This window comes from Aquirufa ecclesiirivi, assembly GCF_011250515.1.
Taxonomy (GTDB): domain Bacteria; phylum Bacteroidota; class Bacteroidia; order Cytophagales; family Spirosomataceae; genus Aquirufa; species Aquirufa ecclesiirivi.
The window spans coordinates 164,208-189,667 of sequence record NZ_JAANOP010000001.1 but is presented as its reverse complement, the minus strand read 5'-3'; the positions used below and the strand labels follow the sequence as shown (position 1 = coordinate 189,667).

Genomic DNA, 25,460 nt, shown 5'->3' with positions numbered 1-25,460 from the left:
GTTAGCCACTTAATAATCAGGGCAGAGCCGCGTTTTAGAAAAGGAATTATTTTTGCTTTGGGTAGACAAAAAAGAGTAGTTTATCTATATTTTGAATGGCTATCAAAGGAATAAATTTAAATTTCGACCAATAAAACCCTAATGAAATAGCATATGTTAAAATCCCTAGGCCTTGCGGCCCTTTCTGTTACCTCTCCCCAACTCCTTGCCACACAATCTTCTGGTATTTATGTTTCCCAAATGGATCATTTGTTGGGAACATCCTTGGACCTTAAAATAGCTGCATCCCATTATGGAGCTGCCAAAAAGGCTGAGGCAAGCTTACTAGCTGAAGTAAAGCGTTTAAGTCAAATTTTGGGGACCTATCACCCAAGTACAGAGTTTAATCAATGGATGGCGAGTCAAGGAGAATTTAAGTCTGTATCTCATGATTTATTTCAGGTTCTTCAACAATTTGATACTTGGAAAGAAAAAACGGGAGGTTTGATTAATGCCTCCGCCGAGGAAATTGCTCAAGTTTGGAAATCAGCGAGTGCCCAAAATCAATTCCCTAGTGATGAAAATATTCAAGCGGCAGTACATGTTGCCCAACAAAAGCATTGGGAAATCAATGAGACAGAACAAAGCATCGCTAGAACCAGTCAGGCTGCCTTACGATTACACTCTTTTGCCAAATCCTATGTCATGCAAAAAGCCGCCGATGTCGCTTTAGCTACCGAAGGGGTTCATGGAATTGTTTTAAATGTAGGTGGAGATATCATTGTTCAAGGCAATGGAATGGATCAAATATCCATTAAAGATCCTAGAAACTTCGCTGAAAATGCCGCTCCATATGCTCAGATATTGGTAGAAAATAAAGCCGTAGCTACCTCCGGTGATTATCAAAGAGGTTTTGAAATCAATAAACAATGGTTTTCTCATGTGATGAATCCATTGACAGGTCAGCCGGCCTCTGAAATCATCAGTGCGACCGTTGTACATCCAGATGCGGTAACAGCTGGGGCCCTTTCTACGGCATTTCAGGTGATGAGTCCAAAACAAAGTCAACAATTAGCGTCTTCTATTTCTGATACCGATTATTTGATTTTAACGAAGTCTGGAGAAGAATATACGAGTCCCAATTGGAGTAATTTATTAGCCTCCAATGCGCCAAACGTTCGTCCTTCAAGTTTAAGTACCAACATCTTGATGGTCAATCAAAAGGATAAAATGTGGACAGATAAACAAGAGTTGCAAATCAAATTTGAGTTAGCCAATTTTGAAGGGCGCTTCCGTCGTCCCTTTGTGGCCGTTTGGGTAGAGGATGAAAATCATAAGCCCATTAGACGTATTGCTTTATGGTTTAATAAGCCAAGATGGTTACCTGATTTACGTTCTTGGTATGCCGCACAAAGAGAAAGTGCCATTGATATTGCTTCTTTAGCCAGTGCTACACGTTCACCTGGAGAATATACTTTGGTCTGGGATGGGAAAGATGATGCAGGCCAGTTTGTGAAGCAAGGAAAATATACGGTGTATATTGAAGCTGCTCGAGAGCATGGGACCTACCAGTTGATGAAACAAGAAATGAATTTCAATGGTAAAGACCAAAAGCAAACGCTTTCAGGCAATGAAGAAGTAACAGGTGCTTCTTTAAACTATGTAGCAAAATAATACACTCTTTTATTCTTTAGAGCCCATGAGCAGTTCATGGGCTTCTTTTAATCAAGCCTATGAGTAACCCTAATTCTAAATTAAAACCTAAGCAAAGTAAAATTCGTCGTTCCACTGCTGAAATCTCTCGTTGGCTGCACATCTATTTGTCGATGTTCAGTTTTGCGATTGTCCTATTCTTTTCTGTGACGGGTTTAACCTTGAATCACCAAGAATGGCTTCCAGAGAAATCGGATGTTCAAGAGCAAAAAGCGAAGCTAAATGTGGCTTGGGTGAATCCAACAGATACTATTAAAATAGCCAAATTGGAAGTTGTCGAACATTTACGAAACGCTCATGGTATAAAAGGGCAATTGAATGATTTCAGAATCGATGACACGGAAATTTCGGTTTCTTTTCAAGGCCCTGGCTATACGGCCGATGTGTTTATTGACCGTGAGACGGGAGCCTATGATGTAACTGAAACTCGCATGGGTTGGATGGCCGTCATCAATGATTTGCATAAAGGCAGGGATACGGGCAAATCTTGGGCCTGGGTGATTGACATTTCTGCTATATTCATGATATTCATTTCGGCCACAGGTTTAATCCTGCTGTTGTTTTTGAAGAAAAGAAAATCCACAGGTTTGCTTTGGGCCTTGATTGGTCTATTACTTTCTTACGGAATCTACCATTTTCTAACCTAGAAAATTACCTAATTGCTGTTGTTGAGGTATTGGAAATGAGGTGCTTTTTACCATTATTTGTCATTGATTTGAGCAAAACCCCATCCCTATGTTAGAGCAACTTATTTCCTATTTTGATCATATTCCGAGTAGTCACCGTGCACTTATTTTAGCCGGAGGTATCAGTTTTTTTTGGTTGTTGGAATATGCAATCCCTTTGGTATCCTTTCGCTATAATAAATGGAAACATGCTGGCATCAATCTCTTATTTACCTTCACCACCATTGTAGTTAATTTTGGTTTTGCGCTTTGGATTGTTCAACTGAGTGATTGGGCCATAGCGAATCAAATAGGTGTTTTGCAATGGTTCCCTATGGGAAATTGGGAACAATTAATCGTGGGATTATTGATATTGGATTTAGTGGGGGCCTATTTTGTGCATTGGGTAGAACATAAAGTAAAGGTCATGTGGAAGTTTCACATGGTACATCATGCTGACACGATGGTGGATACCACAACCGCCAATCGACATCATCCGGGCGAGAGTGTTTTTAGAGCTTTATTCACCATGTTGGGCTTGCTGGTTTGCGGTGCTCCTATGTGGTTGGTTATGATTTATCAAAGTATCTCGGTGGTGCTTTCACAGTTCAACCATGCCAATATCCGTTTACCTTTATGGTTAGATACCGCTATCAGTTACCTGATTGTTTCACCCAACATGCATAAGGTGCACCATCACTTGAGTCGTCCACAAACGGATTCCAATTATGGAAATATTTTCTCCATTTGGGACCGCATATTTGGAACCTTCAATAGCACCTCCATGAGCCAATTACAATATGGATTGGACGTTTTGGATAATCAACGAGACGGGGATTTGGGCTACCAAATTAAAGCTCCCTTTGACACCAAGATCAAAACAGATTATTAGTAAAGCTCTACGATCATTTCTACCTCAACAGCCGCATTATTTGGCAAGACATTGACGCCTATGGCAGAGCGGGTATGTTTTCCTTTATCGCCAAATACCGCCACCATTAGATCAGAAAAGCCATTCATGACCTGTGGCTGTTGAGTAAAGCTAGGATCCGAATTAACAAAACCTGTTACTTTTAAAATTCTTTTGATTCTTCTTAGATCCCCCAATTGGCTTTTTAAAGTAGAAATTAAAGCAATTCCTGCCAATTTGGCTGCTGCTTGACCCTCTTCCATACTCAGTTTGTTGCCTACTTTTCCTAGTACAAAGCCACCTTCTGGCTTTTCTGGTAAATGCCCCGACAAGTAGGCAATATTTCCTGCTCGAGTAAACTTGACATAATTGGCTAAAGGAGTGCTAGGTTTGAGTAAAGTGATTCCTAAAGCCTGTAGGCGATCTTCTGGGCTATTGGGGTTTTTGATAAACAAAAGGCAAACAGGAGCCGCTACAGAGATATCTTGTTTACTGTCGGTCAATAAACCTGTTTGTTGATTGACCGAGAAAATTTGAATTCTATTTTCAGTCTGGCTCGCTACAAATAACCATTTGCCGCTGGGATCATAGCTGAAATTTCGGGGCATTTTGGCTACAGCTTGATACCCAATTGACTTTAATGTACCATCAGCTTGAATAGCAAAAATTGCTAGGTTGTCACTGGTAATTCGATTGGAACTAATCAACCATTTCCCATTGGGCGAAATATGAATATCAGCACTGGCTTTAACCGCAACTTTGGTACTGGTGTCAGAAACGATGTTTTGAATTTTGTCTAATCCTTGAGAACTAATCTTAAAGACATCCACAGTTCCATTCAATTCATTGATGACATAAGCCAAATTTCCATTGGGATGAAAAATCATATGGCGTGGACCGTTTCCGGGATTCACGGATATGGATTGATAATTTTCAGCTAAGGTTCCATCCGCTAATATGGGATGCCAATGGATTTTATCAGAGCCTAAATCGGGCACATATAAGCTTTTTTGATCGGGAGCTATGGCCACCATGTGAGCATGTGGGGCGTCTTGTCGGCCGGTCACCACACTAGAGCCTTTATAAAAAAATGATTGGGAAGCAGGAAGCAGTCGACCATTCTCTTCTGTTTTAAATACATTGAGCGAGCCGCTTCCATAATTGGCCACATACACGGTTTTACTGGCTTCATGATATTTGACAAAACAGGGTCCATCACCTACGGTAGGGCTGGAATTTAATTTGGTATAAGTGCCATTAGCATTTCGGGCATAGGCACTTATGGCAGATTTTCCACCACCTTCTTCCGATACAGAATAAAGTAAATTACCGTCTGCTGAAAGTGCTTGATAGGATGCATTCGGGTTTTCTCTATGGTAATTGGGCTTACTTTTGGCGGTAGCTAAATCTAGGTCAAACACTTCAATACCCGGGTTTTTGGCCTTGGTATAGGAACCTATGATTAATTGATATTGGGTAGAATCCGAGGAAGCTAATGTGAAAAAGGTACTAACTAATAAGAAGATGGAACTTAACATAGGAAATAGGTTTTTGTGCAACAAGATACGAATGTCCACCAATTTTGGGTATTTTTCCCAGAACAATTTTCCTCCATCTAATTCCAAACCCGATGAAAAAGGTTATACTGCTGCTCTTTTGGGCTTTTCAAACTTGGGCTCAAAATCCCCAAGCACCTCGGCTGATTGTACGTGGAGATGACATGGGGTATAGCCATTCGGGGAATTTGGCCTTGATGCAATCCTCTATGAATGGAATTCAGTCTTCCATCGAAGTCATCGTTCCTTCTCCTTGGTTTCCAGAAGCGGTTCAGATGCTGCAAGCTCATCCTAGTATCGATGTGGGCATTCATTTGGCATTAACCAGTGAATGGGATAAACTAAAATGGAGGCCATTAACGGAGGCTAAAAGTTTACGCGATCCAGATGGTTATTTTTTCCCTATGGTGTATGCCAATAAGAATTATCCAGGATTGGCGATTGTAGAAAATAAGTTTACGTTGGCCGATATTGAAGCAGAATTTAGAGCTCAGATAGAATTGGCTATCAAAAAAATACCGAGGATTAGTCATGTTTCTTCACATATGGGTTGTTCCAGAATTAATGAACAGGTGATCGAGCTGACCAAGAAATTGGCCAAAGAATATCATTTGATCTATGATAATACAACATATCCTTTTGAACGAGCCACTTATGCTGGTCCAAGTCAAACATCAGCCCAAAAGATTACTAGTTTTATCCAAATGCTGCGAAACCTTCAAGCAGGTAAAACCTACTGTTTTGTCGATCATCCAGGATTAGATGATGCAGAATTGAAAGCTGTTTCGCACATAGGTTATGAGGGTGTGGCAGCGGACCGACAAGGCGTTACGGATGTATTTACTAGTCAACAGGTAAAAGAGGCTATCCGAGAATTAGGGATACAAGTGATTGGCTATCGAGACTTAGGGCCTAAGCCTTAGGTGTTTCCTTCTTGACCGATTAATAATTTATTCATAGTTACAAGAAAAGTCACTTAACAAATTTTTGTACCTTTGAAATTGGAATCATTAAAATGTTCTGATTGTATCAAATTTGAAAAATGTACGTATGGAATTCTTTAAGAAAATTTATTTTACGACCGAACAAGAAACCATTGCTGAATTAACAGAAGCGGTTAAACAATATAAAGTTATCCATTTGGCAGGCTATAATTTGCCTATTCCATTGGAGCAATTTTACATCAATTTTGCGGATTCTATCGGTACTCCTTTCAATGAGGATGAAGATTTGATTACAGGAGAAAGAAAGGAGAATCGTTGGATTGACATCAGTTATGATCCAGCTATTCCTGATCGTTATCGAAGTAGTAATACCCGTCAGCCATTGCATACAGATGATTCTTATGTGGAATTAGGGGACGAAAAATCCTTGCAGTTTTTTTATTGTACTTCTCGTGCTGCTCGTGGAGGTGCTACTACATTTTTTGATTTACCAGATTTGGTAGACTGCTTAAAAATAGATGGTCAAGATGCTTTATTGGAGCGTTTGATGACTATAACGGTCAATTTTGACAAGGCAGGTCATAAGAAAGTTCGAAAGATTTTAGACCAGGATGAATTGGGTTGGTTGGCCAACTGGAATTATTTCTGTGTTGATAAAGACAATACACCGGAAGCACTTCAATTAGTAGAAGATTTCCATCAATTTTTAGAGACTCGTGTAATCAATGCGGGTTTGGTTTTACCGGTACAATTAGAACGTGGCGAGGCTGCATTTTTCCATGATGATCGTATTCTACATGGTAGAAACGCCTATTTTGCGACAAAGAAAGGCGAACGTTGCTTGATCAAAGGTAAGATTATTTTAGAGCCAGATTTCCAATTGTCCTAGGGCATGACGAAAGCTAGTATTCCTCGTTTTTCAGACCGATTACAACAGAAATTAGGTCTCGGTACTTGGCAATTGGGAGGTCCCAATATCGTTCAAGGCAAGGCCATGGGATGGGGTGAAATTAGTGAGGAAGAATCTTTAGCCATTTTGACTGAAGCTTTAAAATCGGGGATTCAATTTATTGATACCGCGGATTCTTATGGCAAAGGTTTGTCCGAAAAAATAGTTGGCAAAGCCCTTCAGGCAGCTTCATATTCTCAAGATATTATTGTTTGTACCAAATTTGGGAATGTTTATCTAGCAGATGGTTCCACGGGGCAGGATTTTTCACCAACTCATATTTATGCCAGCGTGAAAGCCAGTTTGCAGCGCTTGCAGCGTGAGCACATCGATGTCTTGTTGATGCATTCTCCTCCTGATAATTTTGATTGGGAGAACTATGATTGTGCTCCATTTGAAGATTTGATAAGACAAGGGCTTATTCGTCAGTATGGGGTAAGTTCTAAATCTGTGTATGGGGCAAAGCGGGTGATGGATGCAGGATTTGGATCCGTGATTGAGGTGATTTATAATGCGCTTGATAGAAGAGTAGATGAAATTTTAGTCCAACATCCTAATCTAGTACAGTACGATATCATTGGTCGGGTACCCTTGGGTTCTGGATTTCTGAGTGATCGATTATTGACTGAAGACCCGCATTTTGGTGAGGGAGATTACCGTTCTCACATGGCAGATCGAGATAAAAATTGGATGCTGGAACATGCCAGGAAGCTGGCCTTTTTAGCAGACTTGAAGGGTGGATTATCTGCTAATGCCTTGCGTTTTACACTTCAAAATCCCTATATGTCTGTCGTGATTCCTGGCGCTAGATCAGTGGCTCAGGTTCAATCGAATATTAAGGCTGCCAACTTGCCACCACTTAATGATGAGCAAATCCAACGTATAGAACAATCCGTTCCTTCCGTTCCTGATTGGTGGAAGCCTAGTAAGTAGAGTTGTCCATTGGACTTATCGCCTAATTGTCTACTTGGATTTGTCACCTTAGATTTGTCAACTTTTTGAAAGTTGACAAATCTTAACTGCCAACTAACTGCCAACTAACCACCAACTACCAACTAATTGTCAATTTCCTACCCATCCACCAACTAATACCTTTTACCACCCCTAATTCCCAAGCTGCTCCCAAAGCTACCAGGGAAACGACAACCATTCCAAGCACAGTTCAATCAGCTTTCTGATAATTTTTATTTCAATAAAGGAGCTTATTCGCTTATTTTGATTTATTTCATGGTATCTAATAATGACCTATGGCGAAATTTGTACTTTGGCTCAACTTGTTTTTACTTGTTTCTAACAGCTTTGCCCAATCTTCTAAAATACAAAAGAAGGATGTTGAAGGTGCCGCTAAGATTTTTGATCTCAATTTTACCAGTACAGAAATAGACACACTTTTGTCAGATGTTCAAGATAACCTTTCGGTGTATCAAAAACAGCATCAAGTTCATTTGCCTAATTCCGTTCCATTAAGTCTATGGCAAACTGTACTTATTCCAGGAGTAAGCGTCAATAAAAATCAACATCCCATCGCCTGGACCAAAGTTCCAGGTACGGAATTGCCCAGTAAAAAATCATCATTGGCTTTTTATTCCATTCCTCAATTAGCCGAATTAATCAAAACCAAAAAGATCAGTTCCGTCCAGTTGACCCAATTTTATATCGACCGTATTAAGAAATATGGAGATACCTTACAATGTCTCATTTCTTTGACTGAATCCATTGCATTAGAACAAGCCAAACAGGCCGATGAAGAGATTTCTCACGGAAAATACAGAGGTATGTTGCACGGAATCCCCTACGGACTTAAAGATCTTTTTGCCGTCAAAGGAACTAAAACCACCTGGGGTGCTGCTCCCTATAAAGAACAGGTGATCGAGGAAGATGCCTTTGTCTATCAACAATTGCGTCAAGCAGGTGCCGTATTAGTGGCAAAATTTACCTTGGGGGCCTTGGCTATGGGCGACTATTGGTATGGTGGAAGGACAAAAAATCCGTGGAACCTAGCCTTAGGTTCTTCCGGGTCTTCAGCTGGTTCAGCTTCCGCTACGGTAGCAGGATTAGTGCCTTTTGCTATAGGGACTGAAACCTGGGGAAGCATTGTTTCGCCATCTACCGCATGCGGTGCTCTGGGTCTTCGCCCCACTTTTGGAAGGGTTAGCCGAACAGGTGCTATGGCGCTAAGTTATAGTCTGGATAAAATCGGACCGATTTGTCGGAATGCCGAAGATGCCGCTATCGTTTTTAATGCTATTCGAGGAACGGATGGGCTCGACTTATCGGCCAATGAAGCCGCATTCAACTATAGCAATCAGGTGGATGTTAAAAAGTTGAGAATTGGATATGCCAAAAATTATTTTGATAAATTGAAAGATACCACAGCCAACGAATGGCAGGTGCTGAAGGTACTCCAACAAGCGGGAGCTAAAATTGTTCCTTTAGAATTTTCTGAAAATCAGTTTTATCCTTTTCAAATGATGGATGTAATCATTAGTGCAGAATGTGCCGCCCAATTTGATGAATTAACTCGATTCAATGTGGATGATGAATTGACCATGCAAAGAAAGGGCGACTGGCCTAATCAGTTTAGAACAGCTAGATTCATCCCTGCCGTGGAATACATCAATGCCCAGCGTCATCGTTATTTATTGATGCAACAAGTTAATTACCTTTTCAAAGATTTTGATGTTATCATTTGCCCAAGCCTATATTCTGGGAACCAGCTGGCTATTACCAATTTAACTGGCCATCCCGTAGTTTGCATTCCGAATGGATTTGATAAAAAAACGAAAAAACCAACGAGTATTAGTTTTTTGGGAAATCTGTTTGACGAAGCTACTATTTTAGCTCTAGCCAAAATTTACCAAGATGCCACACCCTGGGATGAAATGCACCCAGAGTTATTTAAATAAGTAAATTCATATAAACCTGTTTTTGACCTTCAAATAAAATTCATCTGTTTTCTAGTAATCAGGGTAGATAAAATAAGATTTTTTTAAGAAATACTTATATTAGCTTTATCTATTCTAAACTATGATAAATACAACACAAAAAGAGGCATACCATCGAGACGGTTACTTGATTATGCCCCAACTTTTTTCCCAAGAAGAGATTGATTTACTTTATTCGGTGGCGACGGACCAGTCCGTGGTTAATCAAGCATTTGATTTAAATGACCAGTCAGGTAAAAAAACGAAGTTAACCTTATGGTTTACCGCAGGAGATGATTCCTTTGGATTGATGTCGCGGAGTAAGCGACTCGTAGAAGGCGTACAAACCTTATTAGGCGAAGGGGAAGTTTGTCATTTTCATTCCAAAGTCATGCAAAAAGAACCTCGAGTAGGCGGTTCTTGGGAATGGCATCAAGATTACGGTTATTGGTATAAAAATGGCTTTCTATTTCCAGAAGCCATGATTTCTGTCATGGTGGCTTTGACGGATGCCACCATCGAAAATGGCTGTTTGCAAGTTCTGAAAGGAACGCACAAAATGCAGCGATTCGAACATCTATTCGCAGGAGAGCAGCAAGGTGCCGATATGGATTTTGTGACCGAAGCAGAAAAGGTTTCAGAGCTGGTTTATTGCGAACTAAAGGCGGGGGATGTGCTATTTTTTCATAGCAATATTTTACATCGCTCCGAGGCCAATTTATCCGAATATGCACGTTGGTCAGTGATTTCGGCCTATAACCTGTCCTATAATAAACCTTTTAGAGAAAAACATACTTCCTGCATTGAGCCGGTTCAAGTGGTAGATGATCAAGCACTATTGGCCAGTGGTCAGCGGGTGGTGAATCAAGCGGATTTTTTAAGTAAAGACAAAGAAATAACCTTACAAGATTTAAAATAAGATGGCACAAGTTTGTATACTGGGTGGTGGATTCATTGGACGATTTTATGCGGATTCATTAACAGGCCGTAGGGGCAAAGATCAGGTCAGTGTGGTATATGCACGCAAGGAAGAAACCGCAATTCGGTTTGCCAAAGATTATCAAGTAGCTCATTATACCACGGATATGGAGGAGGCCATTGCCCATTCAGCTACCGAGTTCGTGGTGATTGCTTTACCCAATTTCCTGCACAAAGAAGCGGTGATGATTTGTGTCAAACATAAAAAAGCGGTTTTATGTACTAAACCCTTGGGTAGAACAGCCGAAGAAGCATGGCGCATGACTCAGGCCTGCGAAAATGCCGGCATATTTGCTGGATACCTAGAAGACCTTTGTTATACACCAAAATTTTTGAAGTCTTTAAAATCGATTCAATCGGGTGCTTTAGGACGTATTTTATGGGCCAAATCCCGAGAAACACATCCTGGGCCTCATGCCGACTGGTTTTGGGATATTCAAAAAGCGGGAGGTGGAGCGGTGCTCGACTTAGGTTGTCATTGCATCGAAATAGCTCGAAATTTCATTGGAAAAGATGTTAGACCCGTGGAAGTAATGTGCTGGGCGGATACGCAGGTGAAACCCATTGATGCCGAAGATCATGCCATTGGATTAGTGAAATATCAAAACGGAGCTATAGGACAGTTTGAGGTTTCTTGGACCTTTCGAGGTGGCATGGATTTACGTGATGAAGTGATGGGCACCGAGGGAACCATTTGGATCAATTCATTTTTGAGAACGGGTTTTGAAATGTTTACCTCAGGTGCAGGAAAATCCTATGTGGCAGAAAAGGCTGAGAGCGATTCTGGCTGGCAGTTTCCAGTAGGAGATGAAGCCCATGAATTAGGCTATACCAATATGTTTACTGATATGTTTGATGCTTATGAAAAAGGCGAAAAACCCATGGAAACTTTCTATGATGGCTATGTGGTAAACGCCATCATTGATGCAGCTTATCGTTCTGCCAAAACGAAATTATGGGAACCTGTTCAGCTTCCCGAATGGCGAGGCCAAGAGGGCCTTAGCAAACCTTCTGTGTACCAAGAGTTTGATGCCGATCATTGGTTTATCAAAGAAGAAATATTGCCTAATGGTGATAAAAAAGTCATCTTAAAAGTGAAAGCCACTGGGGAGATCATTGAAAAAGAAACCTGGGTGTAATCATGGCAAAAATCATCGTCATAGGTAGTTCCAATACCGACATGGTCATCCAGTCGGATAGACTCCCAGCACCTGGAGAGACCGTTTTAGGAGGAACGTTTTTTATGAATCCCGGAGGCAAAGGGGCTAATCAAGCAGTGGCCGCAGCGCGTTTGGGAGGAGAGACCTATTTTATTGCCAAAGTGGGAAAAGATGTGTTTGGAGAAAGTGCTCTTCAGCAATTTGCTTTGGAAGGAATACAGGGTCAATACATTTGTCAAGACGAAAATCAGCCCTCTGGTATTGCATTAATCAATGTGGATGCTCAAGGGGAAAATTGCATTACGGTGGCCTCTGGAGCAAACGCCCACTTAATGCCTCCAGATATTGAAGCCGCCAATTCGCTTTTTCAACCAGGTAATTGGCTTTTATTGCAACTCGAAATTCCATTAGAAACGGTTATTTTTTCACTTGAAAAAGCACATCATGCTGGCTTATCCGTGGTGTTGAATCCCGCACCAGCCTGTGCTTTACCCGAATCTATATATGCCCATATCGATATCATCAGTCCAAATGAAACGGAAACGGAATTTTTGACGGGTATCCGACCCGTGGATGAAGCTAGTTTATCGTTGGCTTGCGACTATTTTCTTTCCCGTGGTGTAAAAAGTGTAGTGATTACTCGAGGAGCGAAAGGGGCTTATTGGAAAACCCATGAGGCTTCTGGACATGTTCCTGCTCAGCAGGTGGTAGCGGTGGATAGTACGGCTGCTGGAGATTGTTTTAATGGGGCCTTGGTCGTGGCTCTGTCTGAAGGAATGGCTTTCCAGCAAGCTATCGCTTTTGCTTGTAAGGCTGCTGCCTTATCTGTCACACAATTAGGGGCTCAATCCTCTATGCCAAGACGTAAACAACTATGAAAAAACTACTCGTTCTATTTTTGCTTATCCCTCTTTTTCTTACTGCGCAAAGCAAGAAACAAAAGGTCATTTTCGATTGTGATTTAGGGGATGATATTGATGATGCCTACGCTTTGGCCTATTTACTAACTCAACAAGATAAGTTGGACATATTGGGAATCACGACCTGTTATGGAAGGACAGACGATCGAGCCCGATTGGCTTTAAAGATGTTGCATGAAACAGGTCAAGGTCACATACCTGTTTTTATGGGGAGAAATACCTCCCATGTAGACAAAAGGGCCAATTGGTATGCCGACCAATTTTCTTGGGCCAAAGGTTTTGATGTATTGAAGCCTCAGTCAAAACCAGCCGCTGATTTTATCATGGAGCAAATCAAAAAATACCCCAATGAAGTGGTCATATTTTCTGTGGGACCTGTCACCAATTTCTCGGACATTATCCAAAAAGACCCGCAGATTTTAAAAAAAGCGAAACATATTTATGCCATGTTCGGCTCTTTTGAAGTAGGCTATAATCAAAAGAAACCCATCAATGCAGAATGGAATGTGAAAGTAGATGTTCCTGCTTCTCAGAAATTTGTACAATCAGGGGCAAAGATTACCTATGCTGGTACCGATGTGACCTCCCAAGTGAAACTTTCCGCTGAAAATCGTCGGATTTTGAAGGAGAAAAATACGCCTTTAACCAATGCCCTAACCGATTTGTATCAACTTTGGGGACAAGAAACGCCAACCCTGTTTGATCCTGTGGCCATTGCCATGTTATTACATCCTGATTTATTTCAAACAGAAAAGCGGCATATATCGGTAGATCAACAAGGATTTACGAGAACTTCAGAAGGAAAACCTAATGCCATCATTGGGCTTAAAATCCATGAGACTCAGGTGCTGGAGATTTTGATGAGCCACTATTTGAATCAAAAATTTGCTTTAAAACCCTAACATGATGAAAAATTATTGGATTGCCTTACTCTTTTTGCCCTTAGTGGGATGGTCACAAACCAAGACCATCACTCTTTCTAAACAGACCCTTCAAGATAAAATCAAAGGCGGATGGGCTGGACAGACCATCGGTGTGACCTTTGGCGGCCCTATGGAATTTCGTTACAATGGCACCATGATTGATGCCTACCAACCTGTTCCTTGGTTCGATGGCTATTTGAAAAAAACCATGTTAGAAAATGCTGGTCTCTACGATGATTTGTACATGGATTTAACTTTTGTGGAGGTTTTTGAAAGAGAAGGATTAGACGCTCCTATTGCTTCTCATGCCATAGCCTACGCGGAGGCAGGCTATGCACTTTGGCATGCCAACCAAGCGGGTAGGTATAATATTTTGCATGGAATAGGTGCTCCAGCTTCAGGGCATTGGAAAAATAATCCTCATGCGGATTGCATCGACTACCAAATTGAATGCGATTTTGCAGGACTGATGTCGCCCGGAATGCCCAATGCAGCGTCTAAAATTTCGGATAAAATAGGCCATATCATGAATTATGGCGACGGCTATTATGGCGGAGTATTTTTGGGGGCTTGCTATACTTTGGCTTTTGTATCCAAGGATATTCCTCACATTATTCAAGAGGCATTAAAGACCATTCCTAAGCAAAGTGCCTATTACCAATGTATTTCAGATGTGGTCCGTTGGCATAAACAATATCCCAATGATTGGACCAAAACTTGGTTGGAAGTACAGAAGAAATGGGCTCAGGATATTGGTTGTCCAGACGGGGTTTTTGCACCATTTAATATTGATGCCACCGTGAATTCCGCTTATGTGGTTATAGGTTTATTGTATGGACAAGGAGATTTTACTAAAACCATGGAAATCACGACCCGCTGTGGGCAAGATGCCGACTGCAATCCTTCTTCTGCGGGTGGAATTTTGGGCACCATGTTGGGCTATGATAAAATTCCTACTTACTGGAAACAGGGCTTAAAAGAAGCAGAAGGTATCGATTTCAAATATACGAGCACTTCATTGTCTGATGTCTATAGCATTGGACTCAAGCATGCTTTGCAAAACATTGAAAGAAACGGGGGTAAAATTGTTGGAGACAAGGTATATATCCCAGTGGAGGCTCCTAAAGCGGTAGCTTTTGAAAAGAGCTTTGATGGGGTGTATCCGACTCAGAAGATTGGAGTGGGAAAAGTATTGAAAGACGAATACCAATTTGAGTTTACGGGAAAAGGATTTGTATTGAGAGGCGAGACCGCCAAATGGGCATCTACATCCAATCATAATTTTGACATGGAAGTGTATGTCGATGGGAAATTGATGGAAAAAGCACAATTACCCACCGCCTTTACGACACGTCGACATGAATTAACTTGGAACTACGATTTGGCACCAGGTAAGCACCAAGTTCGCTTGAAGCTATTGAACCCCGTAGAAGGCCAAGAAGTGCGTATGATGGACGTGATTGTCTATGATGCTCCAGGGAAAAAATCCACCGATACCCAATTTTACCGATTGGGAAATTTGCATTAAACCTCTAAATAGGATGCTATGTTCATCATCGAAAATTATTTGACAGCCGTTTTATTGTGCATCGTCACCATGCTGTGTTGGGGCTCTTGGGCTAATACGCAAAAGCTGACGAGTAGTCATTGGCGATTTGAATTGTTTTATTGGGATTATGCCTTGGGCATATTGATTTCAGCGGTTTTGTTTGCCTTGACTTTAGGAAGTGTGGGTGAGGAAGGCCGAAGTTTTATCCCTGATTTGAACCAAGCCAGTCAAGAAAACCTCTTTTCTGCTTTTCTAGGGGGAGTGATATTTAATGGAGCTAATATTTTATTGGTGGCCGCTATTTCGATTGCCGGGATGTCGGTGGCCTTTCCTGTAGGCATTGGTATTGCCTTGGTTTTAGGCGTATTGGTGAATTATCTAGCGGACCCACAAGGTAACCCCATCTTGATTTTTGGTGGAGTGGCTTTAATTTCTTTGGCTATTATTTTAAATGCTCGAGCCTATCAACAATTGAATGAAGGGGGCGCCGAAAAACTATCCAGCAAAGGTTTATTCTTATCTGTCATCAGTGGTTGCTTGATGGGTTTGTTTTATAAGTACGTGGCAGCCTCTATGGTGACCAATTTTGTGGACCCTGAAGTCGGCAAACTAAGTCCTTATACAGCCTTGGTCTTGTTTTCCATCGGTGTTTTATTGAGTTCATTTTTGTTCAATACTTGGCAAATGAAAAAACCATTTTCAGGGAAAGCGGTAAGTTTTGGGGATTATTTCCAAGGGAATTTTCAAGACCACGTGATGGGGATTTTGGGAGGAGGCATTTGGTTCATCGGAATGGCGCTGAGTATTTTGGCTTCCGAAAAAGCGGGGCCTGCGGTTTCCTATGGTTTGGGTCAAGGAGCTACGGTGGTAGCGGCTATTTGGGGGATATTTATTTGGAAGGAGTTTGCCAAAGCCAAGAGCTCTACGAAAAGGATACTTAATTGGATGTTGCTGCTGTATATTGTTGGTTTGGCTTTATTGATTGGGGCTAAATAGAAAGAAAACGTTGTTTTGATTTAAAGGAAACGGATACAATTTAACAGGTTCAATTATCGTATTACAAGATAAACGTTATTTCAAACTTATGAAAAACTTCGTCTTACTCGTATGTTTATACCTTGGAATCTTTTCCTGTAAAAATTCCACGCCAGACCCTTTGAATGAATCAAATTTCAAGATCAAAGCAGGTTTTATATGCGGATGGGGCTCTGGAATTGATACCTTGGAAATTGCGAATCAGACGGTGCGCTATGTGTATTATGTACCACGCAATTCCCTGAAACCTCAATTAACGAAGTCGAGGAAACTATCTGATCTAGAATGGGCAGAAATCAAAAATGTGGTAAATTGGTCCCAGTTTAAACTATTGAAATATAAAACTTGTAATGTCTGTTTTGATGGCTGCGATGAGTGGATTGCCATACAAAATGGGGATTTATCGCACCAAATCACCTTTACGAAAGGACTAAAAATAGACACCATAAGTCCTTTGCAAAGTAAAATGGCCCAATTAAAATCGGAGTTGGCCCAATAGGCTTGAGCTTATCTCCATTTGGAAACAAAAACTTATCAATACACCAGATAGCCAAGGCATGAAAAAACAGCTACTCCTTTTCCTTTCTTTGATTGGGTATTTTTCCCTGCAAGCACAGCCTAAAAAACCGAATATTCTGTACATTTTGGTAGATCAATGGCGCGCCCAATCCATCGGTTATGCTGGGGATCAAGTGGTGAAAACACCTCATTTGGATCGATTAGAAAAGGAAAGCCTTAATTTACGGAAAACGGTTTCTGGCATGCCCGTTTGTTCTCCTCATCGCGCCTCTTTAATCACAGGCCAATACCCACTTACACATGGGGTTTTTATGAATGATGTCTTACTCGATTCCAATCGAACAAGCATCGCTAAAGTATACAAGCAAGCAGGATACCAAACAGCTTATATCGGTAAATGGCACATGGATGGGCATGGTCGGAGTTCCTATATTCCAGTTACGCGCCGACAAGGCTTTGATTATTGGAAAGCTTTGGAATGTACCCATGATTATAACCATTCGGAGTATTATTCGGGAGATTCTCCAGTCAAAAAAACCTGGGAAACGTATGATGCCATCGCCCAGTCAGAAGATGTCGTGTCATATTTAAAAGCACAGTCGCATTCGTCACAGCCTTTCATGCTGTTTATCTCCATTGGTTCACCTCATGATCCCTATCAAGCGGCTCCTGAAAAGTACCGTAAGATGTATGAACATGTAGCCATTAAGCTGCGAGATAATGTACCCCTAGAAAACAGAGATAAGGCGATTAAAGATGCACGTGGATATTATGCACACATGACGGCCATTGATGATTGTGTAGGTCAAATGTGGCAAACGCTGAAAGATCAAGGTCTAGACGATAACACCATTCTTGTGTTCTCCTCCGATCACGGGGATTTATTAGGTTCACATGGCGCATGGAATAAACAGCAACCTTATGAAGAAAGTATCCGAGTGCCTTTTTTATTGCATTACCCCAAGGCCTTTGGGAAGAAAGGGAAAAAGGTGGATGTTCTATTAAATACACCCGATATCATGCCCACACTCTTAGGACTGAGCCACTTGAAAGTGCCTAAAGTGGTAGAAGGAAGGGATTTTTCTCCTGTATTGAAAGGAAATAAAAAAGATGATGTGGCTTATACGCTGATTTCATGTGTACAGCCTTTTGGTCAATGGTCTCGAGCCAAGGGGGGAAGGGAATACCGTGGTTTAGTTTCTAATCGGTATACCTATGTCAAGGATTTACAAGGTCCTTGGCTTTTGTTTGACAATAAAAATGATCCCTTTCAAATGTCAAATTTGGTTAATCAAGCCTCGGTCAAAGGGATTCAAAACCAGATGGACAAGGCACTACACACGGAATTGAAAAAGAGAAAAGACGAGTTTCAGTCGGGACTTTATTATGTCAAACAATGGAATTATTTGATTGATGAAACGGAGACTGTTCCTTATCAAAAAGTCAATTATCAAGGAATTCCGATTAAGGATTTGTCCACAGGTTATCCTCAAAACTCCCAATAAACATGAAAAACTGGATCCTTTTTGTCTTGTTATTGCTTCCATTTTTGGGGATATCTCAATCCCAAAAGCCGAATATCATTTTCATTTTGACAGATGATCATCGATGGGATGCCTTGGGATATGCTGGAAATAAAATCATTCAAACGCCTGTGATGGATGATTTGGCAAAGAAGGGGATCTATTTTAAAAATGCGTTTGTAACTACACCCATTTGTGCGGCTAGTCGTGCGAGTATCATCACAGGAATGTATGAAAGAACGCATCAATATACCTTTGGACAAGGAGATATCAAGCCAGCTTATGTGGCTCAATCTTACCCAGCTTTGTTGAAACAGGCGGGTTATTATACCGGCTTTTATGGCAAGTTTGGTATACAATATGCCTCATTTTCATCCTTATTTGATCAGGGAGAAAGCTATGATCGGAATGATAAGTTGAAGGATTATCGTGGCTATTTTTATAAGACATTGGGAAAAGACTCGGTACACTTGAGTCGGTATACTGGCCAAAAAGCTATGGATTTTATAGCTCACGCCCCCAAAGATAAACCATTTTGTTTATCACTTAGTTTTTCGGCTCCTCATGCCCATGACCCTTCTGAACAGCAATATTTTTGGCAGCCGGAAGTAGATCATTTGTATCAAAATGTCACCATAGCTCCACCCATCATGGCCACCGAGGCTGACTTTTTAGCTCAACCGCAATATGTTCAAACAGGGGAAAACAGAACGCGCTGGCATTGGCGATTTGATACTCCAGAAAAATACCAAGGAAGTGTAAAGGGCTATTACCGCATGATTTCCGGAGTTGATTTGGAGATTGGAAAGATCCGGAAAATGCTAGAGGAAAAAGGTTTGGATAAAAATACCATCATTATTGTGATGGGAGATAATGGTTATTTTTTGGGAGAACGGCAGTTGGCCGGAAAATGGCTGATGTACGACAATTCGCTCCGAGTACCATTGATTGTCTATGACCCAAGAAAATCGATTCACCGAGACATTCAAGATGATGTGTTAAATATTGATATAGCCCCAACCATCTTTGGCTTTGCGGGGATTCCCATTCCTAGTACCTGGCAAGGACAAAATTTAGCCTCTTATGTACAGGGCAAAAGTCCTGCCAAATCCAGAAATGAGTTTTTGGTGGAGCACCTTTGGAAGGTAAAAATCATTGCTTCCAGTGAAGGGATCCGATCCAAGCAATGGAAATATTTCCGCTATCGGGATCACTTGGAGCGGGAAGAGTTGTATGATTTGAGGCAAGACCCTTTGGAAAAAAAGAACTTGGCAGGTGTGGCTAAGTACCAACATGTTTTGACACAAATGCGTCAGAAACTGGAGCAAAAAGTGGCGACATTAGAGGGGCAGCGATTACCCTAAAATCGAGGCAAACGGACTTAACCAAACGAAGGATATATTTTAATTCAATTTTATGATTGCCGAATGAAAAGCTGGTGTGAAAAAGGGGTAAATCCTGTAATATACACCGATGGCGCTTGGGCAAAAGGTAATGCTCCCCTTAAATGGATGGCTTTATGCTCTGCTTTGCCAGGACCAAAACGGATGAAATCTTCGCCAAGGCTATATTTCCCTTCTGATTCTTTTAATAAATATGCATTACTTTCTTTTCCGCTAGGGATGACACCCTCAAATTGGCCATCGCCTCGGAAGATGAGTTCTAAACTTACTGGAACGCCGTCGGTTCCTTTCATGTCGATGTCGACCATTAGTCCCCCTGAAATTTCTTTCACTTGGACAGTCGTTTCTAGGTATTGAATTTCACTTTGTTTCCGATTACTTCGAGGCATTTTTTCCCAATCTCCACTAGGGTCAATCTGGTCTTTTGTGTGCGGTTGGAAATAGGGGCCGTCTAGTTTTTGCTGAAGTATCCAAGCATTTCCTACTTGTTTGATTTCATTGGACTGAAACTGTCCTTTGCCAAAAAAGGAAGCTGCTAGTCGGAGACCTTGTAAAATGGCATTCCCATGATGAAAAGTCAAGAAATTAGGATTATTGACCAGTAAGGTAGCATCCCAATTTTCTCGTCTAATGCGTATCAAGCCTGAATATGGGAACGATTTGACATAATTCGTGGGAATACTATTTCCTGAAGGAAGCTCTTGCCATAAAAAGGGTTCATCTAAAAAGTTCTCGATATGCGTGCCAATCCTAGGGAAATAAGCTTTTTCAATGAGTCGGCACATGGCCGCAAAGCGGGGATTTTTATCCAAGAGGGCTAAGTAACGATAGCCATAATAGTAATTTTCAAACATGTTAATGCCGCCTTTATCCTGTCGGTTTGAGGCATCCGTGACAACCTCCATATTGGGGTGGACGTAAAATAAAGTCATTTCTAAGTTTTTACGAACCACGTCTAGCAGAGCGGGTTTGTTGAAAACTTGGTGGACGGAAATGAGCGCTTTATTGATGATGGCAGAATAGATTCCCGCACTTTTTTCGGTGTATTGTCCATCAGGATCTTGGTCTATATTTTCTTGCAGCCATTGCTCCGCTCTGGCTTTATACCTGGGGTCTGGCCAAATTTGATAGAGTTTTGCCAAGGCCCCTGACACGACCCAGCGGTGATTGGGGGTGTGGATGCCTCCTACTACTAACGATTCCCCACATCGTTTTAAAAAAGTTTCCAAAGGACTCATCAATGCGGAATAGCGATTACCTTGGTTGTTTTTCTGCAACAAAGCATAGGCCACACACAGTTTTTCTACACTAAATGCGGTATCTGGGGGAGAATGAAAATTGGTACTCAATAAGTCGATGGTGCCATCAGCATGCTGCATGTTTAATAGGCAGTTACATGCCTGGATGGCTTTTTGAACATGAGCTGTAGATTGGTAAAAACTAGATTCTGGACTGATGACAGCGCAGGCCACTTTTAACACATAATAACCTGTTGTTTGTGGATTGGGGATGTCATCTCCATCGCGGAAACCGCCCACAAAAGGATGCTTTTGGTCTGTTATTCTGAGGGCCTCATAGCGAGGAAAATCTTGGTCATTTTGTAAGATAATTTTTTGCAACCAAGCAGGCTTTTCTTCTTTGATTTTAGCCGCATAGCTGGTATTCCAATGTGCCAAAGTACCTATTCCCAGGGCTCCTATATGAACAAATTTTCTTCTTTTCATGTGGCTTTAGGGTTTAGATATTTTTTGATATTCAAGAGCAAACATGATGTAGGACCCTATACCAAATCCTTGCCCTTCCACGATGGGTCTTCCAAAGTAATAATCTTTCATCCCGACACATGTTCCGCCAGATACTCTACTCGGACATAAATAGGGTCCTTTGGGCTGGACCAAACTATGTTTTTTCAAGCCTTGATAAGCTAAGTGAATGGAGGGTAAATAGTCCTTGGAGTTTAAGATACCTAGTTCTATGCCTTTGGCCATGGCATAGGCAAACATGGCAGTGCAGGAACTTTCCTCCCAGTTTTTCGCATCTTGTGGATATAATAAAAGCTGGTACCAATGCCCACTTTGTTTGTTTTGCAAAGAAGGTAAAGTCCGCATGATGGCTAGAAATTCCTTTTTTAAGGGTTCATAGTAATTGGATTTTGGACTGATGTTACTTAATACATCCACTAAGGTCATGGTGACCCAGCCATTCGCACGTCCCCAATATTCACTACTTTTTCGAGTCTTTTTGTCGGGCCAGCCCACTACACTGCAGCCATCATCAAAATCTTGATCATCATCATCCCAGGCGTGTACCCAAAGACCCGTTTCGGGGTTTGAGAGGGATTGACTATGCGCTTTAATTTGGGTGTACATGTGAGCTAAATATTTTTCATCACCAGAGCCACGGTACATTTCCATGAGAAACATATTGAGCATATATACGGTATCATCCCAAAGTTCCACAGTTTCTGTTCGATGAGAAATTCCACCGTTTTTGGATCTTGGTGCGTTCAGGTAATCTTGGTAAATGGCTTGAGCTTTTATTTTATATTTTTCTTCTTTGGTGACGCGAGCTAAAAATGCCATTCCTACCCCAGAAGCGATGGCATTTGGGTGTTTTCCATTGGCGACATCAAATGTTTTATCCATGGAAGTCCGAATGTATTGCAGGTAGGTAGACTTTTCAGACGCAGGTTTTGTCTGGTATATATGGATTAATGAATTCAAAAACGTCGCTTGTCCCCAATCCCAGACGTATTTGTCGGCGGGCATATAAACTTCTCGTCCATATCGGTCCAAGGAATCAATCCAGGTTTGAGCACGAACAGTGGATAGAGAGAAACACAAGAGCATGCAGAGGAATAAACTTCTTCTCATCGCTTAATCATCGTTTAAAAGGTCTAGAGCAAAAAAAGGGAAAACGATGGTGCTGAAGCCATGCATTTTCCCTTCAATATAGAAATTTATCTCCTTTATTCTGTGCTAAAATTCATATAAATAGTTATATGTACTGCCAGATTAAGATTGCTTTCTTTTTTTCATGACTAAGCTATCCGCAGGATAATGTGCCTTTAAGCTGTCCATTTGTGCTTTAGCCCAAGTGATTAACATTTCTCTTTGCTCTTGGCTTAGGTTTGCTTCTTGATGCAGTCCAAAATAGGTGTAGGATTCCATAGGCATTTCTTTTTTTTCTACGGTTTCTACAATTTCCTCTAATTTATGGTTTTGAACGGCAATGGGTAATTTGGTGAAAGTGGAGAGATTTAAATGCTTTTTCCCATCATTGATGTGATGCGTTAAGAAAAATCCAACGGGTTGAATATTGTTGTACCAAGGATAGGTACTTTTATTTGAATGGCAGTCGTTACAGGCCACTTTTAAAATATGATTAACATTTTCAGGCACTAAGTATTTAGTGGAGATGGCATATGTGTCATCATTTGATTCATTTTTTTCTTGGTGGACAAATTGGATACCAACCAAAAGGACGATGAGAGCAATTAAAATTTTCTTTTTCATTTGATTTTAGGGATTAGTCTTGGGTTCTTATTTCTCCAATTTAGAGAAAATTAGGAATATTTTCACTTATTTACAGGTAAAATAGTCCTATTTTATGAAGAGAATTTGTTGGTATGCTTTAGAATAATAGTCTCGAATGGACGTTGTTTGAGAAGATTTATCGGCGGTGGACCTTGTTAATTGCCCCGAATTTTTAATAAATTTAAATGATTAGCATATTGTCTAATTCTATGAATTGTTTCGTCTGGATTTGAGAGGAAATGGTCATTCTCCTTTTCATGTACTATTGATTTATTCATAGATCATGGAACAGAGTATGGATTTCATCTGTTCAAATGAGAGGAAGATTTATATACTGCAACCAATTGCCAAAATTTTTAAAAGAGAGCCTATGCCAAACAAACATACAAGCATCAAAAATCGGAACCTGTCTTTTTTAAAAGATCTGGTTCTGATTATTCTGGGAATATTTTCAGCTTCATTTGGTTTTAAAGGCTTTTTGTTGACGAATCATTTTATTGATGGTGGTGCTACAGGTATTTCGCTGTTACTAACCAATGTCACCAAATTACCCTTGTCATTTTTGTTGATTATCATCAATATTCCCTTTGTCTTATTGGGCTTGCGTGTTATGGGGAGAACTTTTGCCATTAAAACGGCTTTTGCTATTTCAGGTTTAGCAGCGGTGGTGGCATTTGTCCCATTTCCTGATGTGACCAGTGATAATTTGTTGGTGGCATTATTTGGTGGATTTTTCCTTGGAGCAGGAATCGGATTGACCATCCGCGGTGGGGCCGTGATTGATGGAACAGAAGTATTGGCGATCTATTTAAGTAAGCGATTGGGGACGACCATTGGAGATATCATCATCGTTTTAAATGCTTTTATCTTTTTGGCGGCCACGTATTTTCTTTCCGTGGAAATTGCTTTGTACTCGATGGTAACTTATCTATCGGCTTCGAAAACCTTAGATTTTTTCTTAGAGGGTTTTGAAGAATATATGGGCGTGACCATCATTTCTACCGAGCACGAAGCCATCAAAGAAATGATACAAAAGGATTTGGGTAGAGGTTTTACGGTATATTCTGGAAAAAAGGGTTTTGGTAAAAAAGGTGAATCGGAACATGTGGATATCGTATATACCATAGTAACCAGATTGGAATTAAACCGATTGAATAATGCCATTGAACTAATTGATAAGGATGCTTTCGTAGTTATGTCAAGCGTGAAAGATACCAAGGGAGGCATGATCAAACAAAGACCTTTGAAGCATTAATAGGCAATAAATAAAGATATTTTTTGGGAAGTGTATACCCAAATAGGGCTGGAAAATGGTTGCTTTTGCAGCAATTTAAACCCGAATTGACATAAAAAAAGGAATGAACTTTACAGACTAGACGACGAAGTCAGATTGAAAGATATTCCTTTTTTGTTTATTTATTAAGAACACGGAGCAACTAGCTTTTTGGGTAGTTGTTGTTATTTGTTCTTCAAAAGTATATCATATGATTTGAATCACATTCAATTAATTTTAAAATTCATAGGTCCACTTGACAATTATCAATTTTCACGCTAGTTGAACTATTTTGTGATTGGAGGATAATCTTGTGCAAGTCTACTTAAGGTTTCAGGTCTAATTCCTAGAAATTCTGCAATGTATTTATTGGGAATTCTTGAAATACTTTCCGCATATCCAGAGGCTAAAAATGCGTCATATCGGTCTTTAGCGCTAGGAATCCGCGAAATATAGACTCTTTCTTCGGCTGAAACTAAATAGAATTCAAACAGTGCCCGATAGATGGTGGACATGTCTGGGAAGTGTTTTAAGCAATACTGTAAATCATCAAAATGTAAGGATTCCGTTTGCGTGGGTTCAATGGCTTGAATGTTTTCTTTACAGGGAGTTCGCATGAAAAATCCTCCCACTGAGGTAAAAATATGATTCTCCCAGTCAACCCATTGAGTAATTTCTTTGGTTCCATGTTGGTAAAAACCCCGCACCAAGCCTTTCTTTATTAAATGCAGATGACTAAATGGTTCTCCTGCTTTACAAATTAACTCTCCTTTTTTGAAACTATGACTTTTCATGTTAGCAGATAAGTATTCTTTTAAATCCTTAGAAATAGGAGTAATGGAATTAAAAAATATCAGACTATAAAGGTTTTTAGGAGTTGGGGAAATCATAGTAGAAGGAGAGGAACACGCTATTGATTACCATTTAAATGAAAGGGAAACCCGCAAATTATCCTAAATGTAAGTTCTTAATCCTTTATTTAAAAAGGAATTGCTAGACAT

At 40.6% G+C, this 25,460-nt stretch carries 22 protein-coding genes; 17 read left to right on the top strand and 5 right to left on the bottom strand.

The features are described 5' to 3' along the window. Positions 1 to 153 precede the first annotated feature (153 nt). From G9H65_RS00710 to G9H65_RS00700, 3 genes are all read left to right on the top strand, one after another. A complete protein-coding gene (locus G9H65_RS00710; RefSeq protein ID WP_166373452.1) occupies positions 154 to 1,653 on the top strand; it encodes a DUF2271 domain-containing protein in 1,500 nt (499 codons plus the stop codon). 59 nt (positions 1,654 to 1,712) lie between these two features. Further along, positions 1,713 to 2,339 (top strand): PepSY-associated TM helix domain-containing protein, encoded by a 627-nt coding sequence (locus G9H65_RS00705; protein WP_166373451.1) that lies wholly within the window; start codon positions 1,713 to 1,715, stop codon positions 2,337 to 2,339. A gap of 88 nt (positions 2,340 to 2,427) precedes the next feature. Next, complete coding sequence (locus tag G9H65_RS00700) at positions 2,428 to 3,249, top strand: sterol desaturase family protein (protein WP_166373450.1); 822 nt, start codon at positions 2,428 to 2,430, stop codon at positions 3,247 to 3,249. On the opposite strand, the gene G9H65_RS00695 is transcribed toward G9H65_RS00700, so the two are convergent. Further along, positions 3,246 to 4,805, bottom strand: coding sequence for an Atu1372/SO_1960 family protein (locus G9H65_RS00695; RefSeq protein ID WP_166373449.1), 1,560 nt, complete (start codon positions 4,803 to 4,805; stop codon positions 3,246 to 3,248). The two genes, G9H65_RS00700 and G9H65_RS00695, sit on opposite strands and share 4 nt — an antisense overlap. A gap of 92 nt (positions 4,806 to 4,897) precedes the next feature. On the opposite strand from G9H65_RS00695, the gene G9H65_RS00690 reads away from it, so the two are divergent. The 13 genes from G9H65_RS00690 (at position 4,898) to G9H65_RS00630 (ending at position 19,611) form a co-directional block, all read left to right on the top strand. Next, positions 4,898 to 5,746: a polysaccharide deacetylase family protein gene (locus G9H65_RS00690; RefSeq protein ID WP_166373448.1), complete on the top strand. Its 849-nt coding sequence runs from the start codon at positions 4,898 to 4,900 to the stop codon at positions 5,744 to 5,746. Positions 5,747 to 5,873: 127 nt separating this feature from the next. Next, a complete protein-coding gene (locus G9H65_RS00685) occupies positions 5,874 to 6,656 on the top strand; it encodes a TauD/TfdA family dioxygenase (RefSeq protein WP_166373447.1) in 783 nt (260 codons plus the stop codon). A gap of 3 nt (positions 6,657 to 6,659) precedes the next feature. Continuing rightward, positions 6,660 to 7,649 (top strand): aldo/keto reductase, encoded by a 990-nt coding sequence (locus tag G9H65_RS00680; RefSeq protein ID WP_166373446.1) that lies wholly within the window; start codon positions 6,660 to 6,662, stop codon positions 7,647 to 7,649. 314 nt (positions 7,650 to 7,963) lie between these two features. After that, positions 7,964 to 9,622: an amidase gene (locus G9H65_RS00675; RefSeq protein ID WP_166373445.1), complete on the top strand. Its 1,659-nt coding sequence runs from the start codon at positions 7,964 to 7,966 to the stop codon at positions 9,620 to 9,622. Between the two features lie 121 nt (positions 9,623 to 9,743). After that, positions 9,744 to 10,559: a phytanoyl-CoA dioxygenase family protein gene (locus G9H65_RS00670; protein ID WP_166373444.1), complete on the top strand. Its 816-nt coding sequence runs from the start codon at positions 9,744 to 9,746 to the stop codon at positions 10,557 to 10,559. 1 nt (position 10,560) lies between these two features. After that, complete coding sequence (locus G9H65_RS00665) at positions 10,561 to 11,757, top strand: Gfo/Idh/MocA family protein (protein WP_166373443.1); 1,197 nt, start codon at positions 10,561 to 10,563, stop codon at positions 11,755 to 11,757. 2 nt (positions 11,758 to 11,759) lie between these two features. Then, positions 11,760 to 12,656: a ribokinase gene (rbsK, locus tag G9H65_RS00660; RefSeq protein ID WP_166373442.1), complete on the top strand. Its 897-nt coding sequence runs from the start codon at positions 11,760 to 11,762 to the stop codon at positions 12,654 to 12,656. Then, on the top strand, positions 12,653 to 13,600 hold the full coding sequence (locus tag G9H65_RS00655) for a nucleoside hydrolase (protein ID WP_166373441.1): 948 nt from the start codon (positions 12,653 to 12,655) through the stop codon (positions 13,598 to 13,600). Before rbsK ends, G9H65_RS00655 begins: the two co-directional genes overlap by 4 nt. 4 nt (positions 13,601 to 13,604) lie before the next feature. After that, positions 13,605 to 15,149: an ADP-ribosylglycohydrolase family protein gene (locus tag G9H65_RS00650; RefSeq protein WP_166373440.1), complete on the top strand. Its 1,545-nt coding sequence runs from the start codon at positions 13,605 to 13,607 to the stop codon at positions 15,147 to 15,149. An 18-nt stretch (positions 15,150 to 15,167) separates the two neighbouring features. Continuing rightward, complete coding sequence (locus G9H65_RS00645; protein ID WP_166373439.1) at positions 15,168 to 16,166, top strand: GRP family sugar transporter; 999 nt, start codon at positions 15,168 to 15,170, stop codon at positions 16,164 to 16,166. Between the two features lie 88 nt (positions 16,167 to 16,254). Next, the gene (locus tag G9H65_RS00640; protein WP_166373438.1) at positions 16,255 to 16,704 is read left to right on the top strand and encodes a hypothetical protein; all 450 of its coding nucleotides are present in this window, start codon (positions 16,255 to 16,257) and stop codon (positions 16,702 to 16,704) included. A gap of 58 nt (positions 16,705 to 16,762) precedes the next feature. Then, positions 16,763 to 18,229 (top strand): sulfatase family protein, encoded by a 1,467-nt coding sequence (locus G9H65_RS00635; protein WP_166373437.1) that lies wholly within the window; start codon positions 16,763 to 16,765, stop codon positions 18,227 to 18,229. Positions 18,230 to 18,231: 2 nt separating this feature from the next. Beyond that, entirely contained in the window at positions 18,232 to 19,611 is a 1,380-nt protein-coding gene (locus tag G9H65_RS00630; RefSeq protein ID WP_166373436.1) for a sulfatase family protein, read from the top strand. Positions 19,612 to 19,661: 50 nt separating this feature from the next. On the opposite strand, the gene G9H65_RS00625 is transcribed toward G9H65_RS00630, so the two are convergent. The 3 genes from G9H65_RS00625 to G9H65_RS00615 all read right to left on the bottom strand — a co-directional run bounded on the left by G9H65_RS00625 (position 19,662) and on the right by G9H65_RS00615 (position 23,165). Beyond that, the gene (locus G9H65_RS00625; protein WP_166373435.1) at positions 19,662 to 21,374 is read right to left on the bottom strand and encodes a prenyltransferase/squalene oxidase repeat-containing protein; all 1,713 of its coding nucleotides are present in this window, start codon (positions 21,372 to 21,374) and stop codon (positions 19,662 to 19,664) included. Between the two features lie 6 nt (positions 21,375 to 21,380). Beyond that, positions 21,381 to 22,523, bottom strand: a complete 1,143-nt coding sequence (locus tag G9H65_RS00620; protein ID WP_166373434.1) for a glycoside hydrolase family 88/105 protein — start codon at positions 22,521 to 22,523, stop codon at positions 21,381 to 21,383. 141 nt (positions 22,524 to 22,664) lie between these two features. Next, positions 22,665 to 23,165: a heme-binding domain-containing protein gene (locus G9H65_RS00615; protein WP_166373433.1), complete on the bottom strand. Its 501-nt coding sequence runs from the start codon at positions 23,163 to 23,165 to the stop codon at positions 22,665 to 22,667. Positions 23,166 to 23,556: 391 nt separating this feature from the next. On the opposite strand from G9H65_RS00615, the gene G9H65_RS00610 reads away from it, so the two are divergent. After that, entirely contained in the window at positions 23,557 to 24,441 is an 885-nt protein-coding gene (locus tag G9H65_RS00610; RefSeq protein WP_205753209.1) for a YitT family protein, read from the top strand. A gap of 305 nt (positions 24,442 to 24,746) precedes the next feature. On the opposite strand, the gene G9H65_RS00605 is transcribed toward G9H65_RS00610, so the two are convergent. Beyond that, on the bottom strand, positions 24,747 to 25,349 hold the full coding sequence (locus tag G9H65_RS00605) for a Crp/Fnr family transcriptional regulator (RefSeq protein ID WP_166373432.1): 603 nt from the start codon (positions 25,347 to 25,349) through the stop codon (positions 24,747 to 24,749). Positions 25,350 to 25,460: the final 111 nt, after the last annotated feature.

Coding starts and splice junctions, on each gene's coding strand:
- G9H65_RS00655 (WP_166373441.1), top strand. CDS start 12,653: ATGAAAAAACTACTCGTTCTATTTTTGCTTATCCCTCTTTTTCTTACT.
- G9H65_RS00605 (WP_166373432.1), bottom strand. CDS start 25,349: ATGATTTCCCCAACTCCTAAAAACCTTTATAGTCTGATATTTTTTAAT.
- G9H65_RS00620 (WP_166373434.1), bottom strand. CDS start 22,523: ATGAGAAGAAGTTTATTCCTCTGCATGCTCTTGTGTTTCTCTCTATCC.
- G9H65_RS00670 (WP_166373444.1), top strand. CDS start 9,744: ATGATAAATACAACACAAAAAGAGGCATACCATCGAGACGGTTACTTG.
- G9H65_RS00705 (WP_166373451.1), top strand. CDS start 1,713: ATGAGTAACCCTAATTCTAAATTAAAACCTAAGCAAAGTAAAATTCGT.
- G9H65_RS00665 (WP_166373443.1), top strand. CDS start 10,561: ATGGCACAAGTTTGTATACTGGGTGGTGGATTCATTGGACGATTTTAT.
- G9H65_RS00690 (WP_166373448.1), top strand. CDS start 4,898: ATGAAAAAGGTTATACTGCTGCTCTTTTGGGCTTTTCAAACTTGGGCT.
- G9H65_RS00615 (WP_166373433.1), bottom strand. CDS start 23,165: ATGAAAAAGAAAATTTTAATTGCTCTCATCGTCCTTTTGGTTGGTATC.
- G9H65_RS00680 (WP_166373446.1), top strand. CDS start 6,660: ATGACGAAAGCTAGTATTCCTCGTTTTTCAGACCGATTACAACAGAAA.
- G9H65_RS00685 (WP_166373447.1), top strand. CDS start 5,874: ATGGAATTCTTTAAGAAAATTTATTTTACGACCGAACAAGAAACCATT.
- G9H65_RS00625 (WP_166373435.1), bottom strand. CDS start 21,374: ATGAAAAGAAGAAAATTTGTTCATATAGGAGCCCTGGGAATAGGTACT.
- G9H65_RS00700 (WP_166373450.1), top strand. CDS start 2,428: ATGTTAGAGCAACTTATTTCCTATTTTGATCATATTCCGAGTAGTCAC.
- G9H65_RS00640 (WP_166373438.1), top strand. CDS start 16,255: ATGAAAAACTTCGTCTTACTCGTATGTTTATACCTTGGAATCTTTTCC.
- rbsK (WP_166373442.1), top strand. CDS start 11,760: ATGGCAAAAATCATCGTCATAGGTAGTTCCAATACCGACATGGTCATC.
- G9H65_RS00610 (WP_205753209.1), top strand. CDS start 23,557: ATGCCAAACAAACATACAAGCATCAAAAATCGGAACCTGTCTTTTTTA.
- G9H65_RS00710 (WP_166373452.1), top strand. CDS start 154: ATGTTAAAATCCCTAGGCCTTGCGGCCCTTTCTGTTACCTCTCCCCAA.
- G9H65_RS00630 (WP_166373436.1), top strand. CDS start 18,232: ATGAAAAACTGGATCCTTTTTGTCTTGTTATTGCTTCCATTTTTGGGG.
- G9H65_RS00675 (WP_166373445.1), top strand. CDS start 7,964: ATGGCGAAATTTGTACTTTGGCTCAACTTGTTTTTACTTGTTTCTAAC.
- G9H65_RS00645 (WP_166373439.1), top strand. CDS start 15,168: ATGTTCATCATCGAAAATTATTTGACAGCCGTTTTATTGTGCATCGTC.
- G9H65_RS00635 (WP_166373437.1), top strand. CDS start 16,763: ATGAAAAAACAGCTACTCCTTTTCCTTTCTTTGATTGGGTATTTTTCC.
- G9H65_RS00650 (WP_166373440.1), top strand. CDS start 13,605: ATGAAAAATTATTGGATTGCCTTACTCTTTTTGCCCTTAGTGGGATGG.
- G9H65_RS00695 (WP_166373449.1), bottom strand. CDS start 4,805: ATGTTAAGTTCCATCTTCTTATTAGTTAGTACCTTTTTCACATTAGCT.